Annotated in this window: 22 protein-coding genes; 16 read left to right on the top strand and 6 right to left on the bottom strand. The window is 50.4% G+C overall.

Annotation, left to right across the window (positions count from 1 at the left end; genetic code table 11):
* Window positions 1-116: 116 nt before the first annotated feature.
* Window positions 117-788, bottom strand: a complete 672-nt coding sequence (locus tag ACAN55_RS23825) for a zinc metallopeptidase (protein ID WP_379139004.1) — start codon at window positions 786-788, stop codon at window positions 117-119.
* 39 nt (window positions 789-827) lie between these two features.
* Window positions 828-1,259 carry a MerR family transcriptional regulator gene (locus ACAN55_RS23820; RefSeq protein WP_379139001.1) on the bottom strand — a complete coding sequence of 144 codons (432 nt, stop codon included), beginning with the start codon at window positions 1,257-1,259 and terminating at the stop codon, window positions 828-830.
* Between the two features lie 351 nt (window positions 1,260-1,610).
* On the opposite strand from ACAN55_RS23820, the gene ACAN55_RS23815 reads away from it, so the two are divergent.
* Genes ACAN55_RS23815 through ACAN55_RS23805 form a run of 3 tightly spaced genes read left to right on the top strand, consistent with a single transcriptional unit; the run spans window position 1,611 to window position 4,861 of the window.
* On the top strand, window positions 1,611-3,002 hold the full coding sequence (locus ACAN55_RS23815) for an ammonium transporter (protein WP_379138998.1): 1,392 nt from the start codon (window positions 1,611-1,613) through the stop codon (window positions 3,000-3,002).
* A gap of 39 nt (window positions 3,003-3,041) precedes the next feature.
* Window positions 3,042-4,115 carry a DUF294 nucleotidyltransferase-like domain-containing protein gene (locus tag ACAN55_RS23810; protein WP_379139007.1) on the top strand — a complete coding sequence of 358 codons (1,074 nt, stop codon included), beginning with the start codon at window positions 3,042-3,044 and terminating at the stop codon, window positions 4,113-4,115.
* Complete coding sequence (locus ACAN55_RS23805) at window positions 4,112-4,861, top strand: exonuclease domain-containing protein (RefSeq protein ID WP_379138996.1); 750 nt, start codon at window positions 4,112-4,114, stop codon at window positions 4,859-4,861. Before ACAN55_RS23810 ends, ACAN55_RS23805 begins: the two co-directional genes overlap by 4 nt.
* Here the strand turns inward: ACAN55_RS23805 and ACAN55_RS23800 are convergent.
* Window positions 4,843-5,316: a M67 family metallopeptidase gene (locus ACAN55_RS23800; RefSeq protein ID WP_379138993.1), complete on the bottom strand. Its 474-nt coding sequence runs from the start codon at window positions 5,314-5,316 to the stop codon at window positions 4,843-4,845. The two genes, ACAN55_RS23805 and ACAN55_RS23800, sit on opposite strands and share 19 nt — an antisense overlap.
* A 344-nt stretch (window positions 5,317-5,660) precedes the next feature.
* Between ACAN55_RS23800 and ACAN55_RS23795 the strand changes: the two genes are divergently transcribed.
* A complete protein-coding gene (locus ACAN55_RS23795) occupies window positions 5,661-6,224 on the top strand; it encodes a TlpA family protein disulfide reductase (protein ID WP_379138990.1) in 564 nt (187 codons plus the stop codon).
* Window positions 6,225-6,286: 62 nt separating this feature from the next.
* Here the strand turns inward: ACAN55_RS23795 and cimA are convergent, their stop codons facing one another.
* Window positions 6,287-7,906, bottom strand: a complete 1,620-nt coding sequence (gene cimA, locus ACAN55_RS23790) for a citramalate synthase (protein WP_379138988.1) — start codon at window positions 7,904-7,906, stop codon at window positions 6,287-6,289.
* Between the two features lie 152 nt (window positions 7,907-8,058).
* Between cimA and ACAN55_RS23785 the strand changes: the two genes are divergently transcribed.
* The 3 genes from ACAN55_RS23785 (at window position 8,059) to ACAN55_RS23775 (ending at window position 11,327) form a co-directional block, all read left to right on the top strand.
* Entirely contained in the window at window positions 8,059-9,348 is a 1,290-nt protein-coding gene (locus tag ACAN55_RS23785; protein WP_379138985.1) for a DNA polymerase IV, read from the top strand.
* Window positions 9,349-9,510: 162 nt separating this feature from the next.
* On the top strand, window positions 9,511-9,753 hold the full coding sequence (locus ACAN55_RS23780; protein WP_074086114.1) for a ferredoxin: 243 nt from the start codon (window positions 9,511-9,513) through the stop codon (window positions 9,751-9,753).
* Window positions 9,754-9,884: 131 nt separating this feature from the next.
* Window positions 9,885-11,327 (top strand): L,D-transpeptidase, encoded by a 1,443-nt coding sequence (locus ACAN55_RS23775; protein WP_379138981.1) that lies wholly within the window; start codon window positions 9,885-9,887, stop codon window positions 11,325-11,327.
* Here the strand turns inward: ACAN55_RS23775 and ACAN55_RS23770 are convergent.
* On the bottom strand, window positions 11,324-11,461 hold the full coding sequence (locus tag ACAN55_RS23770) for a hypothetical protein (protein WP_379138978.1): 138 nt from the start codon (window positions 11,459-11,461) through the stop codon (window positions 11,324-11,326). The genes ACAN55_RS23775 and ACAN55_RS23770 overlap by 4 nt on opposite strands.
* Before the next feature lie 208 nt (window positions 11,462-11,669).
* Here ACAN55_RS23770 and ACAN55_RS23765 point away from each other — a divergent pair, with 208 nt between their 5' ends.
* The 6 genes from ACAN55_RS23765 (at window position 11,670) to ACAN55_RS23740 (ending at window position 17,289) form a co-directional block, all read left to right on the top strand.
* Window positions 11,670-12,764 (top strand): quinone-dependent dihydroorotate dehydrogenase, encoded by a 1,095-nt coding sequence (locus tag ACAN55_RS23765; RefSeq protein ID WP_379138975.1) that lies wholly within the window; start codon window positions 11,670-11,672, stop codon window positions 12,762-12,764.
* A gap of 27 nt (window positions 12,765-12,791) precedes the next feature.
* Complete coding sequence (gene yjbM / locus ACAN55_RS23760) at window positions 12,792-13,604, top strand: GTP diphosphokinase (RefSeq protein ID WP_379138972.1); 813 nt, start codon at window positions 12,792-12,794, stop codon at window positions 13,602-13,604.
* Complete coding sequence (locus ACAN55_RS23755) at window positions 13,594-14,052, top strand: DUF309 domain-containing protein (protein WP_379138969.1); 459 nt, start codon at window positions 13,594-13,596, stop codon at window positions 14,050-14,052. The genes yjbM and ACAN55_RS23755 overlap by 11 nt, the downstream gene beginning before the upstream one ends.
* Before the next feature lie 100 nt (window positions 14,053-14,152).
* The gene (locus tag ACAN55_RS23750) at window positions 14,153-15,700 is read left to right on the top strand and encodes an RsmB/NOP family class I SAM-dependent RNA methyltransferase (protein WP_379138966.1); all 1,548 of its coding nucleotides are present in this window, start codon (window positions 14,153-14,155) and stop codon (window positions 15,698-15,700) included.
* A gap of 2 nt (window positions 15,701-15,702) precedes the next feature.
* A complete protein-coding gene (locus tag ACAN55_RS23745) occupies window positions 15,703-16,458 on the top strand; it encodes a pseudouridine synthase (protein ID WP_379138963.1) in 756 nt (251 codons plus the stop codon).
* Window positions 16,459-16,488: 30 nt separating this feature from the next.
* Window positions 16,489-17,289: an HAD family hydrolase gene (locus ACAN55_RS23740; RefSeq protein WP_379138960.1), complete on the top strand. Its 801-nt coding sequence runs from the start codon at window positions 16,489-16,491 to the stop codon at window positions 17,287-17,289.
* Window positions 17,290-17,392: 103 nt separating this feature from the next.
* Here ACAN55_RS23740 and ACAN55_RS23735 read toward each other — a convergent pair whose 3' ends face one another.
* Window positions 17,393-18,772 (bottom strand): RsmB/NOP family class I SAM-dependent RNA methyltransferase, encoded by a 1,380-nt coding sequence (locus ACAN55_RS23735; protein WP_379138957.1) that lies wholly within the window; start codon window positions 18,770-18,772, stop codon window positions 17,393-17,395.
* A 154-nt stretch (window positions 18,773-18,926) separates the two neighbouring features.
* On the opposite strand from ACAN55_RS23735, the gene ACAN55_RS23730 reads away from it, so the two are divergent.
* The 3 genes from ACAN55_RS23730 to ACAN55_RS23720 all read left to right on the top strand — a co-directional run.
* Window positions 18,927-20,063, top strand: a complete 1,137-nt coding sequence (locus tag ACAN55_RS23730; RefSeq protein WP_379138953.1) for a glycosyltransferase family 4 protein — start codon at window positions 18,927-18,929, stop codon at window positions 20,061-20,063.
* A 4-nt stretch (window positions 20,064-20,067) separates the two neighbouring features.
* On the top strand, window positions 20,068-21,411 hold the full coding sequence (locus ACAN55_RS23725; protein WP_379138950.1) for a metallophosphoesterase family protein: 1,344 nt from the start codon (window positions 20,068-20,070) through the stop codon (window positions 21,409-21,411).
* Window positions 21,408-22,917, top strand: a 1,510-nt coding sequence (locus ACAN55_RS23720; protein ID WP_379138947.1) for an AAA family ATPase, incomplete at its 3' end; no start/stop codon positions are given. The genes ACAN55_RS23725 and ACAN55_RS23720, both read left to right, overlap by 4 nt.

Genomic DNA, 22,917 nt, shown 5'->3' with positions numbered 1-22,917 from the left:
TAAACAAGCTGACTCCTGTTGAGTACAGGAATCAGCTTGTATCCTAGGTTTTTTTTCAATGTCTACTAAATGGGGTCTTGACCACTTAGCCTACCGGGGTTTCTGTTTGATTGAGATTAGTCACGGCTGTTGTTGAATACAGTGATTAGGCGCAGCAGCTCAAGCAGGGAGACGAGAGCGGCAGCAACATACGTCAACGCTGCAGCATTTAGGACTTTGGCTACACCGCGTTCTTCTTCATTACGGATATATCCTTGCGACACCATGACTTCCCGCGCCCGGTTACTGGCATTGAACTCCACAGGCAGAGTAACGAGTTGGAACAGGACTGCTGCGGAGAAGAATACGATGCCTAGACCAATTAGGTTCGTGTAATTAAATATGAAGCCTGCGACAAGCATAAAAGGTGCAACACCCGAAGCGAAATTGACGAAAGGAAAGATTCTATGCCGCAATGCCAGCATTGGGTAATGAACCTTATGCTGAATGGCATGCCCGACTTCGTGGCATGCGACAGATACGGCTGATATGGATCTTTCATAATAGACAGGTTCCGACAGACGTACTACCTTATGGATCGGATCGTAATGGTCGGTAAGAGCTCCGCGAACGGGTTCAATCGGTATATGTGCGAGACCGTTTGAATCAAGCATATGCCGGGCAGCTTCAAATCCGGTTAATCCGTTGGCGTTTTTAACCTTTGCCCATTTATTAAAAGTGCCCTTGACTCTAAACTGCGCCCATAGTGAAAAAATAAAGGCGATAATGACTAATAAATACATAAACATATTTGCATTCCTCCGAGTGTAGTAATTAATAGGTGTAGCTTACATTGGGGGTCCTTGCGAGAGCAGGAGGCGGATAGCTTCGATGCAGGCAGCTCCCTGGGGAAGCAGAGTAGCTAATGCGCTTCGGGCCTGTCCCGGCTTTAGTCGGTTTATAAAAGGCTCCAGCGCTTTAACTTCACGCTCCAACTGCTGCATATGAACCTCCAGCTCCACCAGCTTCCCGGAGACTTCGGCTTCCGGGGCGGCGTCATTCCATTTGCACATCAGGACCTTGATTTCTTCCAATGTATATTTTTCATGTTTCAATTGATTAATACGTTCCAGGGCAGCGAGGGTTTCATGGCCATACAAGCGGTAATTCTTCCCACTGCGCAGTTCGGGGGTTATCAATCCGAGTCTGGTGTAATAGTCAACCGTACGTTCGCTGATGTTAGATATCTTGGCTAACTCGCCGATCCGGTACAGGTTCATATCCCCATGTTACTTCACCTCATTAATGTGTCTTCTATATATAATGATAACAAACCCAAAACCGTACAGTCAAACGTCTTACTTTCATAAAGTATATGTCTGCAGCCTTATATTCATTACTTGTAATTTAAATGCATTTAGAATGCAGTTTACAGTGATTTAATTGAACCCGAATGCATGGTTGTGAATAATGATCCAGTGTCTATCTAAAATGTGGAGAATTCGTGTGCAATGAAAAATTAATTGAGGCTTTACGAAAAATACTCTTGTCAATTTCCCTGACTTCTGATTATAATGACATTAAGAGTTTCACGCTTTGTTAGAAAATATAACATAGGGGAGTGGGGAGTATTGAAAAAGAAATGGTTTGTCATGTTATTGGCCATGTTCACACTGATGGCATATCCGGTTAGCGCATTTGCTGCAGAGGGGCCGACGGCACCTGATCTACAAATCGGGTTGGATACGACGTTCACTTTCCTCGCATTCATTCTCGTATTCTTTATGCAAGCAGGATTTGCAATGCTTGAAGCCGGTTCAGTCCGGATGAAAAATGCAGGCCACGTAGCCGGTAAAACAGTTTTGACGCTGGCAATCGCGAGTTTGTGTTTCTGGGCACTGGGTTTCGGACTTGGCTTTGGTAACGGTAATAGTTTCTTCGGCACAACAGGCTTTCTGTATGGCGGAGACACAACTGGTTCATCTTTCGAATCACTAGCCTTCTCAGATGTGACATTGAATGTTAAGTTCTTGTTCCAAATGGCTTTCGCAGCGGTATCCTTGGCTATCGTATCTGGTGGTATGGCAGAACGTGCGAAGCTTAGTGTATACATTATCTTCGGAATTTTATTCTCTATTGTCATATATCCTGTCGTAGCTCACTGGGTATGGGGCGGCGGCTGGTTGGCTGAGCTCGGAATGCAAGACTATGCAGGCTCCACTGTAGTCCATCTTACAGGTGCGACGGCAGCGGTTGTTGCGACGATCCTGCTTAAACCTCGTCTAGGTAAGTTCAACAAGGAAGGCAAGCCGGTTATTATTCCAGGTCACAACCAAGTATTCACTGTACTCGGTGTCATCATTCTCTGGTTCGGCTGGTTCGGATTCAACCCTGGTAGTGCACTGTCCCCAATGGGCGGCTTCTTCGGACACGTTGCTCTGACAACGAACCTTGCAGCAGCTGCAGGTGGTCTGGCAGCATTGATCGCTTCTTGGTTGTACTTCGGCAAGTCTGATATTCCGGCAATGCTTAATGGTGTTCTTGCAGCTCTCGTTGCCATCACTGGCGCCTGCGCATTCGTAGAACCTTGGGCAGCCATCGTTATTGGTCTTGTAGCCGGAGCATTCACATTCATGACCTCCCAATGGTTGGAACGTGCAGGTCTGGATGATCCAATCTACGCATTCTCCGTGCATGGTATCGCCGGGATGTGGGGAGCATTGTCCACTGGTCTGTTCGCAACACCTGAGCTTGTTGAGACCGTTGGTATTGGTAAAGCAGGTCTGTTCTACGGCGGCGGTATCAGCCAACTTGGAGTTCAGGCGCTGGGTGTAGCCGGAACCTTCGTATTCGTAGCTGCTCTTTCCTTCATCATCTTGTACGTAATGAAGCTGGCAATCGGCATCCGCGTTACAGAAGAGGAAGAATTGATGGGGCTGGATATCAGCGAACATGGAACTTACGGATACCCTGAGCAAATGAAGCTGATTGCTGATTCAGAATCCAAAACCCTTAAACATTAATTTTACTTCACTTATAGGGAGGCGGACCGTGTGACATCGATGGAGACAAACGAATGGAGCAACGATAAGGACTATATGTCCATCGTAAGCGCCGGTTCGCCGCAGGAGTTAAGACGAAGTCGTATCATCTGTCAAAATAAGTTGCTGGAACAGCTGTCTCATCTTCCCATAGAAGAGTGGATGTTCCGTGTGAATGGGATGCACGATAGAGTCGCTCAGACTGCGGTACAAATATGTGAAGCACATATGAAGGAGGCGGGCTTCGGCCCGCCTCCATGTGCTTATTCATTTATTGTGTTCGGAAGTGCGGGCAGGCAGGAAGCGACCATGTGGAGTGATCAGGATAACGGTCTGATAATCGAAGGGGAGCCGGATGAGTTCAAGACCCGGTATTTTGAACAGTTCGGTTACATGCTGTCTGATCTGCTTGCTGAGGTTGGTTATGAGAAATGCGAAGGCAAGGTTATGTGCTCCGAACCATTGTGGCGTAAAACGCTCGGTGAATGGGAGGAACAGTTAATCAGTTGGAGAACCCAGCTCGAGTGGGAACCTATTCGATATCTTATTATTTCCTCGGATATGAGGCATGTGGCTGGAAGTCCGGAGCTTTCTTTGCAGTGGCGCAGAGCCTTTCATGCCGGATTCGCCGGTAATTCCAAACTGAGCTTAGCTGTCCTGCGGAATACAGTCCGGCATAAAGCAACACTCAATCTGCTGGGGCAGGTACTGACTGAACGCTTTGGAGATCATGCTGGGGGATTTGACATTAAATACGGAGTCTATATTCCATTAGTGAATTGTGTTCGTCATTTATCACTGGAGCAGGGCATCGGCGAGACGTCGACATTAAGAAGATTAGAAGCTCTCGAGTCGCTGGGGATATACAAGCAGCTGGAGGGGGTTCGTAAAGCTTTTTTAACAGCTCTGAAAATGAGGGTAAGTACTCCATTTACCAGCCAGGACGGTTTATTGTACAGCAGTGATTATGTACCCGAAAGTGAACTGAAGAATAAGCAACAGCTGTCTGAGCTGCGTGAAAGTCTGCTGCTCGTCAGGCGTATTCATCGGGCTCTGCAGCGTCAGCTCCGGTCAGCGGAAAGGAGACAATCATGAAGGAGCCAAACAAAGGCGGAGGATTCTGGAACAACCTGAGACAGGGCGGTATGCCATCCGCTCTGGCTTCAATCAGAGGCGGAGACAGTGCGCAGCAAACCGCGCAGCAGATGGCTTTTATCCGTTCCCTGATGCGCGAGAAGCGTAGACCTGAAGTGCTGCACACACCGCTGTCGGAGTTAACGACGATTATATTTGATCTGGAGACAACTGGATTTTCGCATCAGCATGGAGATGAGATTATATCCTTTGGAGCAGTGAAAGTAGTCGGAGAGGAAATTAAGGAAGAGGAATACTTTTATACTTTGGTTAACTGTCAGACCAATATTCCGTCCAATATTACGGAGTTAACCGGAATCTCGGAGGATATGACCCGCACCGCACCGCCTTTAATGGACTGCCTTCATAATTTCATGTCCTTTGTCGGGTCGAATGTGCTTGTGGCCCATGCCAGTGCCCATGATAAATCCTTTTTGAATGCGGCACTTTGGAAGACCTCCAAGGTTCAATTGACCAATCGTGTATTGGATACGATGATGTTAGCTCGGTGGTTGGAACCGCAGCGGAGTAATTATTCGCTCGACGAGCTGCTTGCTGTACACGGGATTCCGATATATGGCAGGCATAATGCACTTGAAGATTCCAAAATGACTGCGAAGTTATGGGTCTCCTATCTGCGCGAAATTGCCAAGCGCCGTCAAGTGGAGACACTTGGTGATTTGTACGCCTACTTGAGCAGAGCATAGACGGCTGCTTGAACAAGGCGGCATTCCAGTTTACCATGAACGTTTCTAAAGCGGTCGATATAATATCCGTTCAGTGAAGGGTGCTGGCTGTCTTGTCCTGGCGAACCGATTAAATAGACCAGAAATTCAGGTCCCAGAGCCGTAAGGCCCGCAAGATCCGAGAAAGAAGGCTCTGGACTTGAATGCGGATGGGAATGGAAAAAGCCGATGGGAGCCGGTTCGAGATATACGGTCTTCACCCAATCCTCCGGATGAGGAATGAACGCGTGCAGCGGGTCAGGCGCTACGTTGCGAATGGGCACATAGGTGTCGATCCGCATGCCCCCCGCTGCGGCAGCGCCCAGCAGAATGCCGCAGGCTTCGCGCGGATAACTGGACAACAGGTGCTCCCCCAGTAGCTGTTGTGCGGAATTCTTCAGCCCAATAGGCGGGAATTGTCCCTGGAATGCTGTCATGGTTCACCCCTCTCTCTTCTTTAGGTTCCGTCTTCGGGCGGAATCTCTTTTTTTGTTCTATATAAATTGAACATAAGAAACTAAAGTGAGCGTAGTCGTCACTACGGTGAATATTTGGACTTCCGGTCGCTGTTGTCTCCAGATTTCTTTGATTGATACCGCAGTTCGCGGTTGAAATCCCGGAGACAAAGGCGAACGCTACGCTCCTACAGTTCCAAAATTCCCCACCGTTCCTTATCGCTTTTTGTTATTTTTTTTGTTCGTCTTATATAGTCAGGTTTGAAACCCCTGCAAATGAGGGTACAATAGGAGGTACTATCCCATTTGCAAAGGACAGAGCCATAATGAAGGCTGTAAATAAACGCAACCTGGCGGTAATCGCTGTGACGGTCTTTCTAATCGTATTAGTGTTATGGCGGGAGCACGATAAAGCTTCTGATTCACTCCCGGTGCTCGGGCAGGTTAGCAGCGCTGCTGAAACCAGCCCGCAAGCAGGTACGCTTGCACCTGCATTCAAACTGCAAGGGGAAACGGAAAGCTATTCTATCGGAGGTCCAAGAGACAAAGCCGTATTGCTTAATTTCTGGGCTTCATGGTGTGATCCTTGCAAGCTGGAAGCCCCAGAGCTTAATGCCCTGGCAGCAAAATACAAGGATGTTCTTGATGTCTATGGAGTAAATGTTACCAGTCAGGATTACAAGCCTTATGCGGAACGCTTCATCAAAAAGTATAGTCTGAATTTCCCGGTAATGTTTGATCTGAAAGGTGATGTGTATGCTAAATATAACGGTGCCGCTTTTCCGACAAATGTATTGATCGGCAAGGACGGAGTAATCTCTGAGGTTGTCATCGGTCTGATGACGCAGGATGAACTAGAAGAAAAGATCATAAGGCTGACCAAGCCATAATGCTCTCTGACGTAGAAATCCCCATTAAGCACTTACTGCTTAATGGGGATTTTGTATCTATTCTAGTGATTTACCAAACCCCGGGGTTCTGTGCTGACAATATTGCTCTTCTCCAAGGAGATCTGGCCCAGCAGGGCGTAGCGCATACTGTCAACCAACGCTTCCCAGCTCGCTTCAATCACGTTGCCGGATACACCTACGGTACTCCAGGTATCAGTATAATTCTTGGATTCGATCAATACCCGCACCTTGGCTGCTGTCTGATCCTTCTCATCAAGAACCCGCACCTTATAGTCAGACAGATGCATTTCTTTGAGTTGCGGGAAATAGGCAAGCAGTGCTTTCCGCAGAGCATTATCCAGTGCATTGACTGGACCATTGCCTTCTGCAGCGGTATACAGGCTTTCGCCGGCAACCTTCAGCTTCACGAAGGCTTCGGAAACAACCGGTTGGCCTGAGGTTTTTTCAACGAGCATTTTAAAGGATTCGAAAGTGAATAATTCGTTCATCTCACCAGTTGCTTCACGGAGAAGCAGCTCAAGCGAGGCGTCTGCACCTTCGAATTGATAACCCTGATGCTCCAGCGACTTGATCTTATCGATAACCTTGCGTGCCTGTTCACTGCTGGGATCCAGTGTGAGACCCATGTCTTGTGCTTTGGATAGCACGTTGCTCTGACCTGCCAATTCAGATACCAGCACCCGCTGCTTATTGCCGACTTTCTCCGGAGCGATATGCTCGTAGGTTCGTGAGTCGCGGAGGATGGCTGAAACGTGAATTCCGCCTTTATGCGCGAAAGCCGCCGTTCCGACGTATGGCTGGTTCACAGGCATATTCACATTGGCAACCTCGCTGATAAAACGGGCGGTATTGGTAAGTTGCGGCAGTGCACCCTCCGGGATACACTGAAGTCCCATTTTAAGCTGCAGTGTTGGAATGATCGAGCACAGGTTAGCATTGCCACACCGTTCGCCGTAACCGTTGATCGTACCCTGTACTTGACGGGCCCCGGCTTGGATTGCGCTCAGGGTGTTAGCTACTGCCAGCTCGCAGTCATTATGGGTGTGAATGCCAAGACGAGCATCCGGGAGATGAATTCCCATTGCGGTAACAATCTCATGGATTTCAAAAGGAAGCGTACCGCCGTTCGTATCGCACATCGTCAGCCAATCCGCTCCGGATTCCTTCGCTTTCGCAAGAACCGCGGCTGCATACTCCGGATTATGTTTGTATCCGTCGAAGAAATGCTCGGCATCAAAGATTACCTCGAGCCCGTTTCGTTTCAGGTAAGAGATAGAATCGCCGATCATAGCAAGATTCTCTTCTAAGGTGGTTTGTAGTGCGGTGTGGACATGGAAGTCCCAAGATTTGCCGACTAGTGTGACGGCCGGTACTCCTGCATTGAGCATCCGCTGCAGATTATCGTCGTTCTCAGCTAGTGAATTTTTGCGCCGTGTGCTGCCGAAAGCCGTGATCTTGGCGTTCAAATGCAGCTCTTTTACTCTTTTAAAGAACTCAATGTCTTTGTTATTACTTCCCGGGATGCCACCTTCAATATAGTGCACACCCAGATCATCGAGTTTCTTGGCGATTTTCAGCTTGTCATCGGCCGACAGGCTAATACCTTCGCCTTGGGTGCCGTCACGCAGCGTAGTGTCGAAGATGGAAATGGACATAGACATGAGTGACCTCCTAAAGTTTGAATTTTTATATTATAGCATTTTTACGCGGGAATGTAACAGAGAACTTTGCGGATGTTCGCCCGTTGACCTAGGCATGTTAGTAGGGGTATCCTAATTGGATAAGGGTAAGCGAGATAAGAAGGTGTATACCTATGCATAATGTTGAACAGTATTATCCGGCAAGCGGCAGAGTTATTCTGCATGTGGACATGAACGCCTTCTATTGTTCTGTGCATGAGGCGGAGGAGCCCGAACAGTACAAGGGCAAGCCGACTGCGGTTGCCGGCAGTGTAGAGCTGCGAAAAGGAATTATTGTCACATGTTCCTACGCCGCACGAAGAGTGGGGATCTCAACAGGAATGCAGGTGCAGAAGGCGCTTCGAATTTGTCCTTCATTGATTGTGATTAAACCGGATTTCAACCTGTACCGCAAATATTCCAATGCATTCATGCAGATCGCATACAGCTATACCCCACTCTTGGAGGCTGTTTCTATCGATGAATGTTATTTAGATATTACGGGCTCCAAGCAGTTCGGAACCCCGCTTGAGATCGCGGAGGCGATTCAGCGCCGAATTCGGGAGGAACTCGGGCTTCCCTGCTCCATTGGTGTTGCGCCTAATAAACTTCTGGCCAAGATTGCGTCCGATTTGAAAAAACCAAACGGGATCTCCGTGCTGAGACTGCGTGATGTTGCGAGCATACTTTGGAATAAACCCTGTAATGAGATGTTCGGAATCGGCGATAAAACGGCAGAGAAGCTGCGGAAAATCGGCATTCACAATATTGGTCAGCTGGCAGCAGCGGATGAAGGAATGCTAATCGAGCACTTCGGAGTGTTGGGCTCGTGGTTAAAACGTGCGGGGAATGGTGTGGATCACTCTGAGGTAAACCCTGAGCGGGAGCAGAGCAAATCCATCGGTCACACGACCACGCTGCCGCGAGATGTAACAGGGATTATAGAGGCGCGTCCGATCCTGCTTAATCTTAGTGATCAGGTAGCCCGCCGTCTGAGACGCCAGGGATTAATGGCTTCTGGAATCCAGCTCACCATCCGCACACCGGACATGAAGACCATCACCCGTTCCTGCCAGCTTGAGACGATCTCTGAGAGTGCGGAGGATATATATAAAGCAGCATGCAACCTCTTTATCCGTCATTGGAAAGGGGATAAGCCGGTGCGGCTATTGGGAGTCACACTTCAGGGTCTAAAGCCGAAGGAAGAGTCGGCCATCCAGCTTGATTTATTCGATTATGAGCGTCAGCCCAAGAAGGAATCTTTGAACAAGGCGATGGACATGCTACGTAATAAGTTTGGAGAGAATGCGGTACTGACGGCCGGAATGCTCAGTGATTCACACTCGGCACTCTTGCGGAATCATAAGGAGAGAGGGACTTCCCTTCAGAAAGATAATTTGCTTGAGGTGGATTCATCTGAATAGTGACATAGATGTTCTGCCCAATGTTATTTAAGGTGCCGCATATTGCGTCAGAAATGCAAACGTGTTGAATATCCATTGAAATTGTAGTCTATTTATATTAATATGAGAAAAATAAAACGCTGCTAATGTTGCGTAGGAAGTTTACAGGAGGCAAAGATAAATATGGCTAAGTATACTTGGGTCGAAAAAGATACTTGCATTGCTTGCGGTGCATGTGGAGCGACGGCCCCTGATATTTTTGATTATGATGACGAAGGTTTGGCGGAAGTCATTTATGAGAATGACGGAAACCATGGCGTAACAGCTATTCCTGATGATTTGTTCGATGATCTCCAGGATTCTGCTGATGGATGCCCGACAGATTCTATTAAAATTGCGGACGTGCCTTTCAACAAAGAAGGCTAATTCCCTTGCTGCACAAGAACTTGCAAAGAGACATCTCACTTGCCGGAAATTTATTCGGCTGGAGGTGTCTTTTTTTTAACCGGTGAATTGCCGATATAAAGAATAAAAACATTACACAAACGGAGGTCCCGATGAAGGACTCGCAGTACCTCAAACAATATGTACAGAAACATCCCGAGAATAAAATGGCATGGTACTTGCTTGGAAAGGAATATCATAAGAACGGTCAGGAAGGTAAAGCGAATTACTGTTTCAATGAAGCAGGAGGCGTATATGAGGCGTTCGAGCACAGCAAAGTACCCGCCGAGCTGTTGCGTGAGTATGAGCAGGGACTGGTTTGGGCAGGCCGGCAGCGGGACCAGAACAGACGGAAGATCCGATATCTGTTGCTGGGTTTATTTATGCTGTTCATGATTATTATACCTCCAGCAGTTGCTCCGGGGATTTATATGAATGAACAAGAGAGTGAACGATCATCGGATACACTAACTGCTTCTGATGTGACAAAGCCTGGCAAGTCTACAGCAGGGACAATTCCTTCTGCAGCTGGCGGAGTTGTATTCACTGCGGCTGAAACCGGGCAAGAGATGGTAACTGCCAAAGGAATAACCACTCTGCTGAGCGGGAAGGAGTCTTCCCCTCTCACGGCAGTGCTCGGAATGAAGCGGTCAGGGCAATGGCTGCTTTGGCAGGAGCGGCTGCCTTTGGATTATACACTGGAGAAGACAGAGAACGGACGGGTTGAATACCAGTCCTATAATGCTGCTGCATGCTCTTGTCAACCTCCGGAAGCGGGCAAGCTGCTTAAGAAGGCGGCGCAATGGCAGGATAAACAGGAGGAACTTGGCACACTGTCGAGTGCGATCAGGGCTTTCCGGAACAGCAAAGGTAGGATGCCGGCTACTTTGAAGGAACTGACAGGTCAATTTCCGGGGAACTGGCTTGCTGGAACGACTCCGTTCATCAAGCAAGCTTTCGAGCCGCTTAAAGAAGCGGTAGCAGCGCCGAATGGAGAAATTTCACCCGCAGGAGAATTACCAGGCTCCAATCAGGAAATACCGGACAAAGGGCAAGGGCAATCAAACGCTACAGCCTCCCAGGCAGCAGGGTTCGCGATGACACCCTTTTTGACAGAACCGATGTCCATTATTGTAGATAAACAAAAACACCGCTTGGCGGTAGTGAGCGGTTCGGTTCTAATACGGAATTATGAAGTAGGCCTCGGTGGAGGAAGAACACCAATGGGGGATTTTGTGATTACGGATAAAGTCGTGAACCCTAATGGAAGTGACAAGGGAGAGTTTGGCAGCCGTGGCATGCAGCTTTCGGGTACGAATTATGCCATTCATGGTACGAATAAGCCGGATAGTATCGGGAAAGATGAATCGCTGGGGTGCATCCGGATGAAACGGGCAGATGTGGAGGAGCTGTTCGCGCTGGTGCCTATGGGCACCAAAGTGAAAATAAGTAAAGGGGTTCTGCCCGCAGAGCTGCTGCTGCCAAAGGAACGGTTTAGCCCTTCGGTAGCCCAGAAACAGACCAACCCCCGCAAAGTATATCATTGGTTGAATTAATTGCCTGTTACGATGAATAAAACAAGGATAAGAAGAATGAGTAATACAAGGCTTGCCCCGATCCATAAAATAGCTTTGCGGTTAACCTCTTCTTTTTTCTGCTGCAATGTAGGTGGTTTACGTTTGGTTGACATGCGGCTCTACCTTCCTTCTCTCTTAATCGGTCTTACCCTTACATTGTAATGCGTTTACATGAAAATTACTATACTCACCTAAACGTGTCTGAAGCATCTTTTGAGGGTAAGAACTTTTCTTTTCGATAGGAAAAGGATAAAATTATATACGAAAGTAACAGAATCGGGGAGAAGGTTAAGCAGAGAACCCCTTAAAGGAGCGAGAACGGTGTTATATCGCAAGATTGCCAAACCTTTTTTCTTTAAAATGGACCCGGAGAAGGCGCACCATCTCGTCGTTGGCGGACTTGAGAAAGCCTCATTAATGCCGGGAGGCTGTGCGGCGCTCCGGTTGATGTATGGAGTCCCAGAGACCCCGGACCTTGCCATGGATGTATTCGGACAACATTTTAAGACCCCGGTCGGACTTGCAGCAGGATTGGATAAGAATGCACAGGCGGTTGCCGGCTTCTCTTCCATTGGATTTGGTTTTATGGAAGTAGGTACGGTTACACCGAAGGGTCAGCCGGGAAATGAAAGCCCGAGATTATTCCGTCTTCCTTCCGATGAAGCTCTGATCAACCGGATGGGTTTTAACAATGAAGGTGCGGAGAGCATGGCGAAGCGGCTTAAACAAATCGTCAAGCGGCCCGTTCCGATCGCTGTTAATATCGGCAAGAATAAGACAACCGCTAATGACGCGGCTCATGAGGATTACCGCCAGTGTATCCGTACTCTATATCCGTACGGTGATTTTTTTGTGGTGAATATCAGTTCCCCGAATACTCCTGATTTGCGCAGTCTACAGCATGGCAATGAATTATCGTTCTTGCTGAGCCAAGTGAAAGAGGAGATGGAGCTTCAGCACAAGGAAAGCGGCATCCGTAAGAGCCTACTGGTCAAGATAGCGCCGGATGTCAGTGATGCAGAGCTTGAGGTTATGGTACATACGCTGACAGAAACCGGAATGGATGGTATCATTGCTACGAATACAACCGTGAACCGGGACGGTTTAACCCATGCAAGTGCGGGGGAGACCGGTGGATTAAGCGGAAAACCGCTCAAAGACCGTTCCACGGAAATCATAAGCAAGATTTACCGCCAGACCGGCGGGAAGCTACCGATTATTGGCTCCGGAGGTATCTTTACGAGCCAGGATGCTTACGACAAAATCCGAGCAGGTGCGAGTCTGGTCGAAATCTATACAGCCCTCATTTACGAAGGGCCGGAGGTCAACCGTGCAATTCATGCCGGACTAAGGCAACTGCTGCGGCGGGATGGATTCCGGCGTTTATCGGACGCGGTGGGCGCGGATCATCATTGAAGGTGACAGGACAGGAGGACAAGAACGATGGACGGTAGGGACTGGGGTACATTTTTACTACCATATGAACAGGCTGTGGAGGAACTTAAGGTTAAATTCAAGACCATGCGGTCGGAGCTGAAAAAAAGGGAAGAATATACTCCGATTGAATTCGTAACCGGACGCGTAAAACGCTTGTCCAGTATACTGGAGAAGGCGCAGCGGTTGAATGTGAAGATGGAAGACCTGGAGACAGGCATTGAAGATATGGCCGGTATCCGCATTATGTGCCAATTTGTGGAGGACATCCGCAGAGTTGCTGAGTATATCCGGGAACGCAAGGATCTCGAGGTCTTGTATGAGAAAGATTATATTACGAATTATAAAGAGAGCGGTTACCGTAGCTTTCATATGATTATTAAATATCCTGTGCAGACGGCGCTGGGACAGAAGATCGTGCTTGCCGAGATCCAGATCCGCACACTAGCAATGAATTTCTGGGCAACCATTGAGCATTCGCTCAATTATAAATACCGGGAAAGCCTGCCGGATGAAATGCGGGTACGTCTAAAGACAGCTGCCGAAGCTGCGTCAATCCTGGACAGTGAAATGTCAAGTATACGCGAAGAGATTCTGGAGGCTCAGAAGACATTCGAAGAGAACTCGAATGCAACGACCCAGGTGCTGAAGGCGATTCACCAGTTATATTTCTACCACCTGGTGAATGAAGCAATTGAATGCCAGAACCGTTTCAATGAAATCTGGCAGACTCAGGATATGGATGACATGAAGGATCTTTTGGATCATGTCAGAGGGCTGCTCTCTGATGCGAAGAAAGGCAGTCAGCCGGATGGCTTATGATTATGAAGAGCTCTATGTAGCTTTTCTGGTCTATTTCAACCGTGACCGCGATTACTTTGAGTGTCATGAAGTGCTGGAGAAGTTATGGCTGGCCCGTGACCGTGACCCGCTCTACAAAGGACTTCTTCAAGCGGCTGTGGGGCTGTACCATTTCCGGGACGGGAATGTTCGCGGCGGTATCATCTTGATGAAACGGGCGGCTGACAGACTGAAGAAATATCCCCCGCAGACACTGGGTATTGACCTCGCCAAGCTGGTGTCGGAGCTTCAGGATTACTCCGTCCGGCTGGATAACTATGAAGAACGGCCGTTTGCTTACTATGATTTAACGTTACAGGTTATAGATCAAGTGCTGGCACAGGAAGTGGAGGCTGCGTCATCCCAGATAAAGCCCAATATTCCTCAGCGCAGGGGTCCGCAAAGATCAAAGGCTTCAAAATATAAATAGAATTTATCTCGTTCATTAAATACGCTTTCCATAAAAGGAACACCCGCAGGGGTGTTCCTTGAAATATGAGGACGGATATATTCCAGGAGGACGGCACAACATGGCTGCACAACTGCCGCACTCTTTCACCGAGAGAATGAAAGAGCTGCTGGGTACGGAATATGAACAATTTGCACAAACCTATAACGAAATTCCTTATGGCGGTATACGGGCCAATACGCTCAAAATCTCGGCAGAGGAGCTGCAGCGTATCGTTCCATTTCAAGTGGAACCAATCCCTTGGTGTAAGACTGGATTTTATACCGCAGAAGGTGCAAGACCGGGGAAGCATCCTTATTACCACGCTGGACTGTACTACATTCAAGAGCCGAGCGCCATGGCACCTGCAGAGCTCCTGGATGCTCAGCCGGGTGACCGCGTACTTGATTTGTGTGCGGCTCCAGGCGGGAAATCCACGCAGATTGCAGCTAAGCTGCAAGGGCAGGGTCTGCTGGTGAGCAACGATCTGCATCCTGAGCGCACTAAAGCGCTGGCGAAGAATCTGGAGTTGTACGGAGCTCGGAATGCGATCGTTCTGAACGAATCTCCAGAGCGGATTGCGGCAGCATTCCCAGGATTTTTTAATAAAATCCTCATCGATGCTCCATGCTCCGGAGAAGGAATGTTCCGTAAGGACGAGGATATGGTGAAGCAGTGGGACACAGGGACTCCGGCAAAATATGCCGCGATGCAGCGTGACATTCTTGAATCTGCAGCGTACGCGCTGGCGCCGGGCGGGACGCTGGTCTATTCGACCTGCACCTTTGCCCCAGAAGAGAACGAAGGGACAATCGCGGAGTTTCTCTCTGGACATCCGCAGTTTTCTGTTGTGCCTGTCGGCGGGACAGGCTCCTTCGCCCCTGGCTATGGTGAGCTGCATGGAACGGCCCGCCTTTGGCCGCATAAGATCAAGGGGGAAGGTCATTTCGTTGCCGTGCTGCGGCATGAACAGGTGGATACTGCTCTTGCTGCTGAAGTGGCACCGAATCGTCAGAGCAGAGCGGATGAGCAGAATTGGCAGCATCCTGTCCGAGCAACTGAGGTAAGTGTACACCAGTCATCCTCAAAGTCATCACCGCGGAATTCTCAGGCGGGCGGCAAAGGTGGGCGTTCATCCGGTGGTAAAAATGCTGCAGGCAAAGGAAAAAGTGATCAGCATTCGGGCGAAGAAACTGCCCTTTCTGCTTATTCGCAATTTCTTCAGGAACATCTGACGTTTCAACCATCTGGATATCCTGTTTTTTTCGGAGAACATTTATATATTTCACCACTTCCCAAAGAAGCGCTTAACGGACTAAAGACCGTCCGTCCGGGTTGGTATGTCGGTTCGGTGCGCAATGGCCGTTTCGTTCCCGGGCACCCGTTAGCTACGGCACTACAATCCGGAGAAAGTCTTCGTAGTTTGTCGTTATCTACGGATAGCGGTGAGGCTGTATCCTATCTAAAAGGTGAGACATTAACTATTCCTGAAGAGCGTCTAACGATGAGGCAGGGGATGCCGCACAAGGGCTACGTTCTGGTATGCATCGACGGGTACAGCGCCGGTTGGGGCAAATGGCAGGATGGTATGCTTAAGAACGAATATCCCGCAGGCTGGAGGTGGACATAAACATGAAGTCATCAGGCAATGCTGCCAAAACGCAGCGACTCGACAAAGTATTGGCCCATGCCGGCTTTGGGTCACGCAGCGATATCCGCAAACAGGCGAAATCCGGGGCGGTAACTGTCAATGGTACAATCGTTAAGGACAGCGGTGCGCATGTTGATCCGTATAAGGACAAGATTGAGGTAGCCGGAGTACCTGTGCTGTACCGTGAGCATATTTATTTGATGATGAACAAGCCACCGGGTGTCTTGTCTGCAACGGAGGACCGCAGGGACCGCACCGTGGTGGATTTGCTGAAAGAAGAATATGCCCGGTTCGAACCTTTTCCCGTTGGACGTCTGGACAAGGATACGGTAGGGTTGCTCCTATTGACCAATGACGGCAAGCTCGCTCATGAGCTGCTGTCACCACGGAAGCATGTGCCCAAAACCTATGAAGCAACGGTGGAAGGCGAAGTTGATGCTGATGATATCGCAGCCTTTGCGGCTGGAGTCACCTTGGAAGACGGTTACGTTACCCAACCGGCACAGCTAACCATACTGGGCAGAGAGCGTGGAGCTAAAGTAATCTCCTACACTTCACTCGTGATCACGGAAGGCAAATTTCATCAGGTTAAGAGGATGTTCCAGTCTGTAGGCAAGAAGGTTACCTTCCTGAAGCGGGTATCCATGGGAGAGCTGAAGCTTGATGAGAGCTTGCCCCTGGGTTCCTACCGGGAGCTGACCTCTGAGGAATTAAGCTTGCTGGGAGCGGAGAAATAGATAAATAGAGAAACAAGGATGGTGTGGAACATGAAATTTAAGCTGATCGCCCTTGATGTCGACGGGACACTGCTGAACGATGATCATCACCTCAGTGACGAGAACAAGGATGCTATTGCTGAGGTTACCGCGAAAGGCGGGCAAATCGTATTATGTACAGGACGCAGCCCGCAGAACTCCATTCCTTTTATGGAAGAATTGGGTCTGAGCGGCTATGTGCTTGGACATAATGGAGGAGCTACGGTGCGTGTTGAGGACCGTGAAGTACTGCACCAGTATGGTATGGACGCGCGCGGGCTGGATCCGTATATTGCCTATTGCCGGGAGCGGTCGATTCATTTTGATGTGAGTACCGCTTTTGACATGTATGTGGACAATGTGGAGAATCTGACTAAGGAAGCTCATTACATGTACGAGCACTTCCGGATTATGCCTGCATCCTTGCCGGCCTGGGAAGACTTCCGCGAGCCGATCCTTAAATTCACGGTATTCACCCAGGCGGATATCTTGAACGAAGCCCAGCGGGAGTGGGGAACATGGACACAGCAGTATAACATGCTCCGGAGCGGTGAGTTTTTTATCGATTTCATGCACCCGGAGGCATCCAAAGGCAATGCGTTGAAGAATCTCGCTAAACAGCTCGGTATTGCTCAAGAAGAGGTGCTGTCTATCGGCAATTATTTTAATGATATTTCGATGCTGACCTACGCCGGAATGGGGATCGCCATGGATAATTCCCCTGTTGAAGTGAAAGCTGCGGCCGATGCCGTGACCGGAACTAACAATGAACATGGCGTTCGCGATGCGCTGGTTAAATACTGCCTGTCTTAAGTCTCAGGTAATAGCTGCAAATAAAAAGAGAGACCGGAAACATTAGCGGCGATTAAGCCGACTGTGTTTCCGGTCTCTTTTTTAATGAAGAATATGAAAAAGGCTACATGATCCGCAGTCCCTTAGGGAGATGGTTCTTCAGCTGCCCCATGCTGGCCTTGCCCCAACCGAGCGGCAGACCTTCTACAGTAACCAGTGTCCAGCCATGGAGGTCCGCGGGTACCGGCAGGCTCTCTCCGCGCAGCCAAGCGTGAACTTCGGGACCGTCCGCCGTTAAGCTGAAGCTGCGTGTGGCTTGGTCCGCATGAAGCGCCATGGCCAGTGCATGCGCCGGTTCAATCCGGTTCTTCTTCAGATGGGCTATGTGCAGACCGGCACGGGGGACACGGAGGCCATCGAGTAGTCCGGTATGCATGTTGTCATGAAAAGCTTCCGGCAGCAAATACAGAGACTCGCCGAACAGGAGAGGAATACCCCGGCAAGGAAAACCAGGCAGCTCGGCTGCTGCCCATGCATCAAACTGCTGGAAAGCACCTTGTGCGGCGGAATGGGTTCGTGATGTGTTTTTACCTTTGCCCCCAGAGGAGCTGCGTTTAGTCTTTACGCGTACAGGTTCCTCCTGAACATCTTTACGAAGTAGTGCCACAAAGTGACCTTCTCCTTTTTCCAGATGAGGCCAAAGCCGTTTAGAGGTCAGAAGCTGCATATCCGGATATTGATCCGTAAACCGGGTGATAGTATCCTCATTCTCTTTGTGATTGAAGGTGCAAGTAGAATAGGCCATGGTGCCGCCGGGTTTCAGCATCTTGTAAGCATCCTGCAGAATATCCCATTGTCTCGCCGCGCACATCAGCACATGCTCAGGAGACCACTCAGCGATAGCGCCCGGATCTTTACGGAACATGCCTTCGCCGGAGCAGGGGGCGTCCAGCATGATTTTGTCAAAGGTGTCTGGGAATCGCTGCGCAAGCTCGCCCGGTGTGGCACTTGTCACTAATGCATGCGGGATGCCCAGCCGTTCTACGTTCTCAGCCAGTATTTTAGCCCGCTCCGGGTGGATCTCATTGGATACTAGGAGGCCTTGACCTTGCATTAAGGCAGCAATATGCGTGGTCTTTCCGCCGGGAGCTGCCGCCAGATCGAGTACGATCTCACCTGGCTGAGGGGCCAGCAGCTCGGCTGCGGACATTGCTGAAGGCTCCTGAATATAATATAGCCCGGCTGCATGAAACGGGTGTTTGCCCGGCCGCAGCGGTTCTTCGTAATAATAACCTTCGGGACACCAAGGCACAGGTGTAAGTCCGAACAACGAAGTTGCTCTCTTTGCAGCGTCGGCACCGTCTTCTAATGAACTTTTTAACGTGTTGAAACGCAGTCCCTGTGTTCTAGGGGCCGTATAGCTGTTTAGAAAAGCGTCCGCCTCTTGTCCCAGCATTTCGTGCATGACCTTGGTGTAAGCGGCGGGCAGCCGTTCTTCTATCATCATTCATTTCTCCTTTTGTATGTTGCTGTTTCAGGTGTATACCGATAAAATTAAAGTATGGAACTGAAGCACCTGATCTTGTACATATACACAACTATATCATAATTGCCAGGCTATATCGTAACCCGGGGCAATCGAAAAGGGGATGTACGACATGAATTTATTGCAAGCACTCTTCTTCCCGCCGGAACAGCCCGGTGGTGTCTCTTCCATGATTCCTTATCTTCAGGAACGCTTTCGTTCCAGCCGTTGGGAGATGGATCTGTTCTGGTTACCCAAGCGAATCCGCAATAAAGGTAATGATGAAATTGTATTTGAAACCTTTGATTGGACCGTGTATGGAGAAAGTCCTGTGGTTCAAAAATATATCCAGACCTATCGGGATTATCTGTGGTGGACGAGACTTCGGATGAATAAAAAATACGATTTGATCCATGCCCATCATCCCATTGCCGGTCTTGCAATGAAAAAAGTGTTCCCGGAGATCCCGTTGATTCAAACGCTGCACTCCAGTTATGAGCGCGAGTTGATTCTGAACGGGGCTATTGAAGAAAATGGACTGGAGCACCAGTTTCTGGTGTCGATCTACCGCGAGCTTGAGCTTGTCAGCGACCGGTTAATGACGGTATCCAATTCGTTCGCGGAGTATCTGATCCCGTTCATCTCTGATCCATCTAGTATTGGAGTGATACCAAACGGATTTGATGAGAAAAGATTCAAGCCTGTGCCACATGATAACAGTGTTCCTCAGTTGGTCACCGTCACCCGCCTTGTTCCGGCAAAGGGCATAGACACCTTAATCAAGGCGTGCGCTGAACTAAAAAAACGCGGTCATGAATATGTGCTCCATATTATCGGGGATGGTCCGTCCCGTACGGATCTGGAGAGCCTGGCCCAGTCGCTAGGGATCTATAATGAGACTATATTCTATGGATATACCCTGCATCCGGAAGAGTTTATGCCTTTCTTTGATATCTTCGTCCTGCCTTCAAGGGCGGAAGCGTTTGGTTCAGTATTTGCAGAAGCCGCGCTGAGCTGTCTGGCGCTAGTGGGAACCAATGTCGGCGGGATTCCGGAGCAGATTGAGGACGGTGTGAATGGGCTTCTGGTCAATCCGGATGACGAGTCGGCGCTGGCAGATGCATTGGAGAAGGTCATTTCAGATCCTTCGTACCGGTATGAGCTTTCCCGTTCCGCCTGGGATAAAGCGAAAAGCCAATATTCACTGACCCGGGTAGCGAATGAGCTGAAGAAGGTCTATCTGCAGTATCAGCCCGGTGTGAAAGGATGATGGCATGACGCACTTCCGTTTTTTGCACGCGGCGGATCTGCATCTGGACAGCCGGTTCGCCGGTCTAACCCACATTCCTTCTGCTGTAAGATCCATATTGCGTGAATCCACCTTTGCCGCCCTCGGGCGGCTTGTTGGCGTCGCCATTCGCGAAGAGGTTGATTTCGTGGTGATCAGCGGCGATGTCTATGATGTCACGGATGCTTCGCTGCAGGGGCAGCTCCGCTTCCGGGAAGCGCTTGAGGAGCTGGGGCGCCATAGAATTGGTGTGTTTCTGATTCATGGCAACCATGATCCGCTGGACGGTCCGCGGCTTACAAGTCCGCTTCCTGAGCATGTTACGGTGTTCGGAAGCAGTATTCCGGAACATGCTTCAGCCTTTCGCCGCAAAGACGGTCAGGAGGTCGCTGTGATCTCAGGGTTAAGTTATCCTACAGCAAAGGTAACGGGGAATACGGCAGTCACCTTCCGGCGCAAAAAGGACAGCAGCCTATTTCATATTGCGCTGCATCACTGCAATGTTGACGGTGATCTGCAGCATGAGACTTATGCTCCATGCAGCCGCAAAGATCTGTTGGACAGGGATTTTGATTATTGGGCGCTGGGCCATATCCATACCCGTAATGTGTTGCATGAAAGGCCGTTTATTGTGTATCCGGGAAATATTCAGGGACGCAGTGTTAAAGAAACCGGAGCCAAAGGCTGTTATGTGGTAGATGTGGACGAGCAAGGGGCGGCCTCGCTTACCTTTCACGAGCTGGATGCCGTCCGCTGGCAGATTCAAGAGATCTCTATTCAGGGTCTAGCGGGGGAAATGGAGTGGATTGAAGCGGTAGAACAGGCTGTGGAGAGCATTCGTCTGGAGCTCCCCCACATGGCCTCGGTTGTACGATTCCGCCTAACAGGGCGGGGTCCACTTCACAAACTGCTTGCCGAGAAGGGGATTACAGCCGATCTTCTACAGGAGCTTCAGCGCCGGGAAGGGCTGCGGGCAGAACGTGGTGAGGTTCAGGGACTCGTCTGGACGGAAGGTTTTGCTGTGGAGACAGGACTGGATATTGATCGTGAGCGGCTGCTTCAGGAGGACAGCTTCCTTGGAGAGATGCTTCGTATCGCCAGCCGTAACATGGAGAGCAAGGAAGAGCGGGATCAGCTCCTCCGCAGCGCGCTGGCACCGCTCATGGAGAACCGGGAGCTGCGGCTTCTGCTGGCAGGCATTCCTGATGATCAGAAGCTGGCATGGCTGGAGCGTGCAGTGGAGATGGGCGTGTCCCTGCTCAGCGGAGAGGAAGAGTTAGGGGAATCAGCAGATTCTGTCCTATTTCAGGAAGGAGGCGAAGCCGTATGAGAATTGAGCGTCTGGAAATCGGTGGCTTTGGCCGGCTCCGGGATAAGGAACTTGTGCTTGGTGACGGAGTTACTCTTCTCTATGGCCGCAATGAGGCAGGAAAGAGCACTGTACTGCAGTTCATGCGTTCTATGTTGTTTGGTATTCCTTCGCGGAGTAATCTTAATGAAAGATATGAACCATTGCAAGGCGGTACTCATGGCGGGGTACTAACCGCCCGGGACGGAGAAGGTGGTCACTGGCGTATACAGCGCTATACAGGAAGCGGAGCCGGATCGGGGAAAAGTGAGAAGCTGACTGTGACCGTGTCCCGTCCGGGCGGCATCGTGGACGAGCTGGGACAGAGCGAGCTGGAGCGTAATTTGCTTGGAGGTATTTCCCGCAGTATGTTCCGGCAATTATTTGCTGTATCCCTGGACGAGCTTCAGCAGTTAGCTGTGCTGCAGTCCGAGGAAATGAGCAGCTATCTGTTCCATGCGGGAATGGGCGGAGGCGGCGATATTATGCGCGCCGAGCGCCGTTTACAGGCTGAAGCCGACAAGCTTTATAAACCACGGGGTAAAAATCAGGAGGCGGCTAAACTCTTACAGACCATGGAGAAGCTGGAGCGGCAAATTGCTGAGAGCCGCCTGCTGCTTCCCCGTTACAATGAGAATACTGCCGCGCTGGAGCAGACAGAGCAGCAATTGTTGCTGCTGGAGGAAAGTCGTAAGACGGCTGGTATCCGGCTAACTAAGCTTCGAAAGGCGTTGGACATCCGTGAGGTCTGGCTGAAGTGGCAGGAGGCACGGCTAACGTTGTCTGATCTCCCGGTTATAAATGTATTTCCCGAAGATGCCGCTGCACGCTGGAATGCCCTTGAGGGTGAAATCCGGCAAGCTGAGGGGCAAGTGACGCGGGGAGAACATATTCTAGCGGAGTTTGAAGCTGAGCTTGAAAGAAGCCGCCCGGATGAACTTCTTGCTGTACAAGGTCAGGCGATTGAGAGCCTGGACCGCCGTCGTGGCAGCTATGAAGAGCGCTGTCTGGAACGCCAGCGGTTGGAAGGAGAGCTGCGTTCAGTGCAGGAGCAGCTTGCCCGGCTGCTGCGGAGCATCGCCCCCGGCTGGGGCGCCGATGAACTTACGGCGTTCCCGGGTGCGGCGGCGGACCGCGAGGCGGCGCGCCGTTATGCGGCGGCGTTCGCAGGCTATGACCGCCGCATGGAGGAATTCGGCGCGGAGCGGCATGCGCTGCGGTCGCGCCGCGCTGCTGCGGCCGCAGCCCTGCAGGCTGCGGAGCGGGCACTTTCGCGCGAGCAGGCCGAAGGCGCCGCGTTCTCGGCTGCGCTGCGCCCGGCCAGCGCCCACGAAGCCGCGCAGCTGTGGGACGAGCTGCAGCGGGCTGCGGAGCGCTGGCGCGAGGGGCTGCTGCAGCACGGGGCGGCGGCTCGCAGCCGCGGGGAAGATAGCGATGCCGCGCTGCGCCGGCGCATGGCATCGCTCTACCGGCGCCTGCTGCTTGCAG

It is taken from the genome of Paenibacillus oryziterrae, assembly GCF_042610485.1.
Taxonomy (GTDB): domain Bacteria; phylum Bacillota; class Bacilli; order Paenibacillales; family Paenibacillaceae; genus Paenibacillus_AQ.
This window is presented reverse-complemented; position numbering and strand designations above follow the sequence as displayed.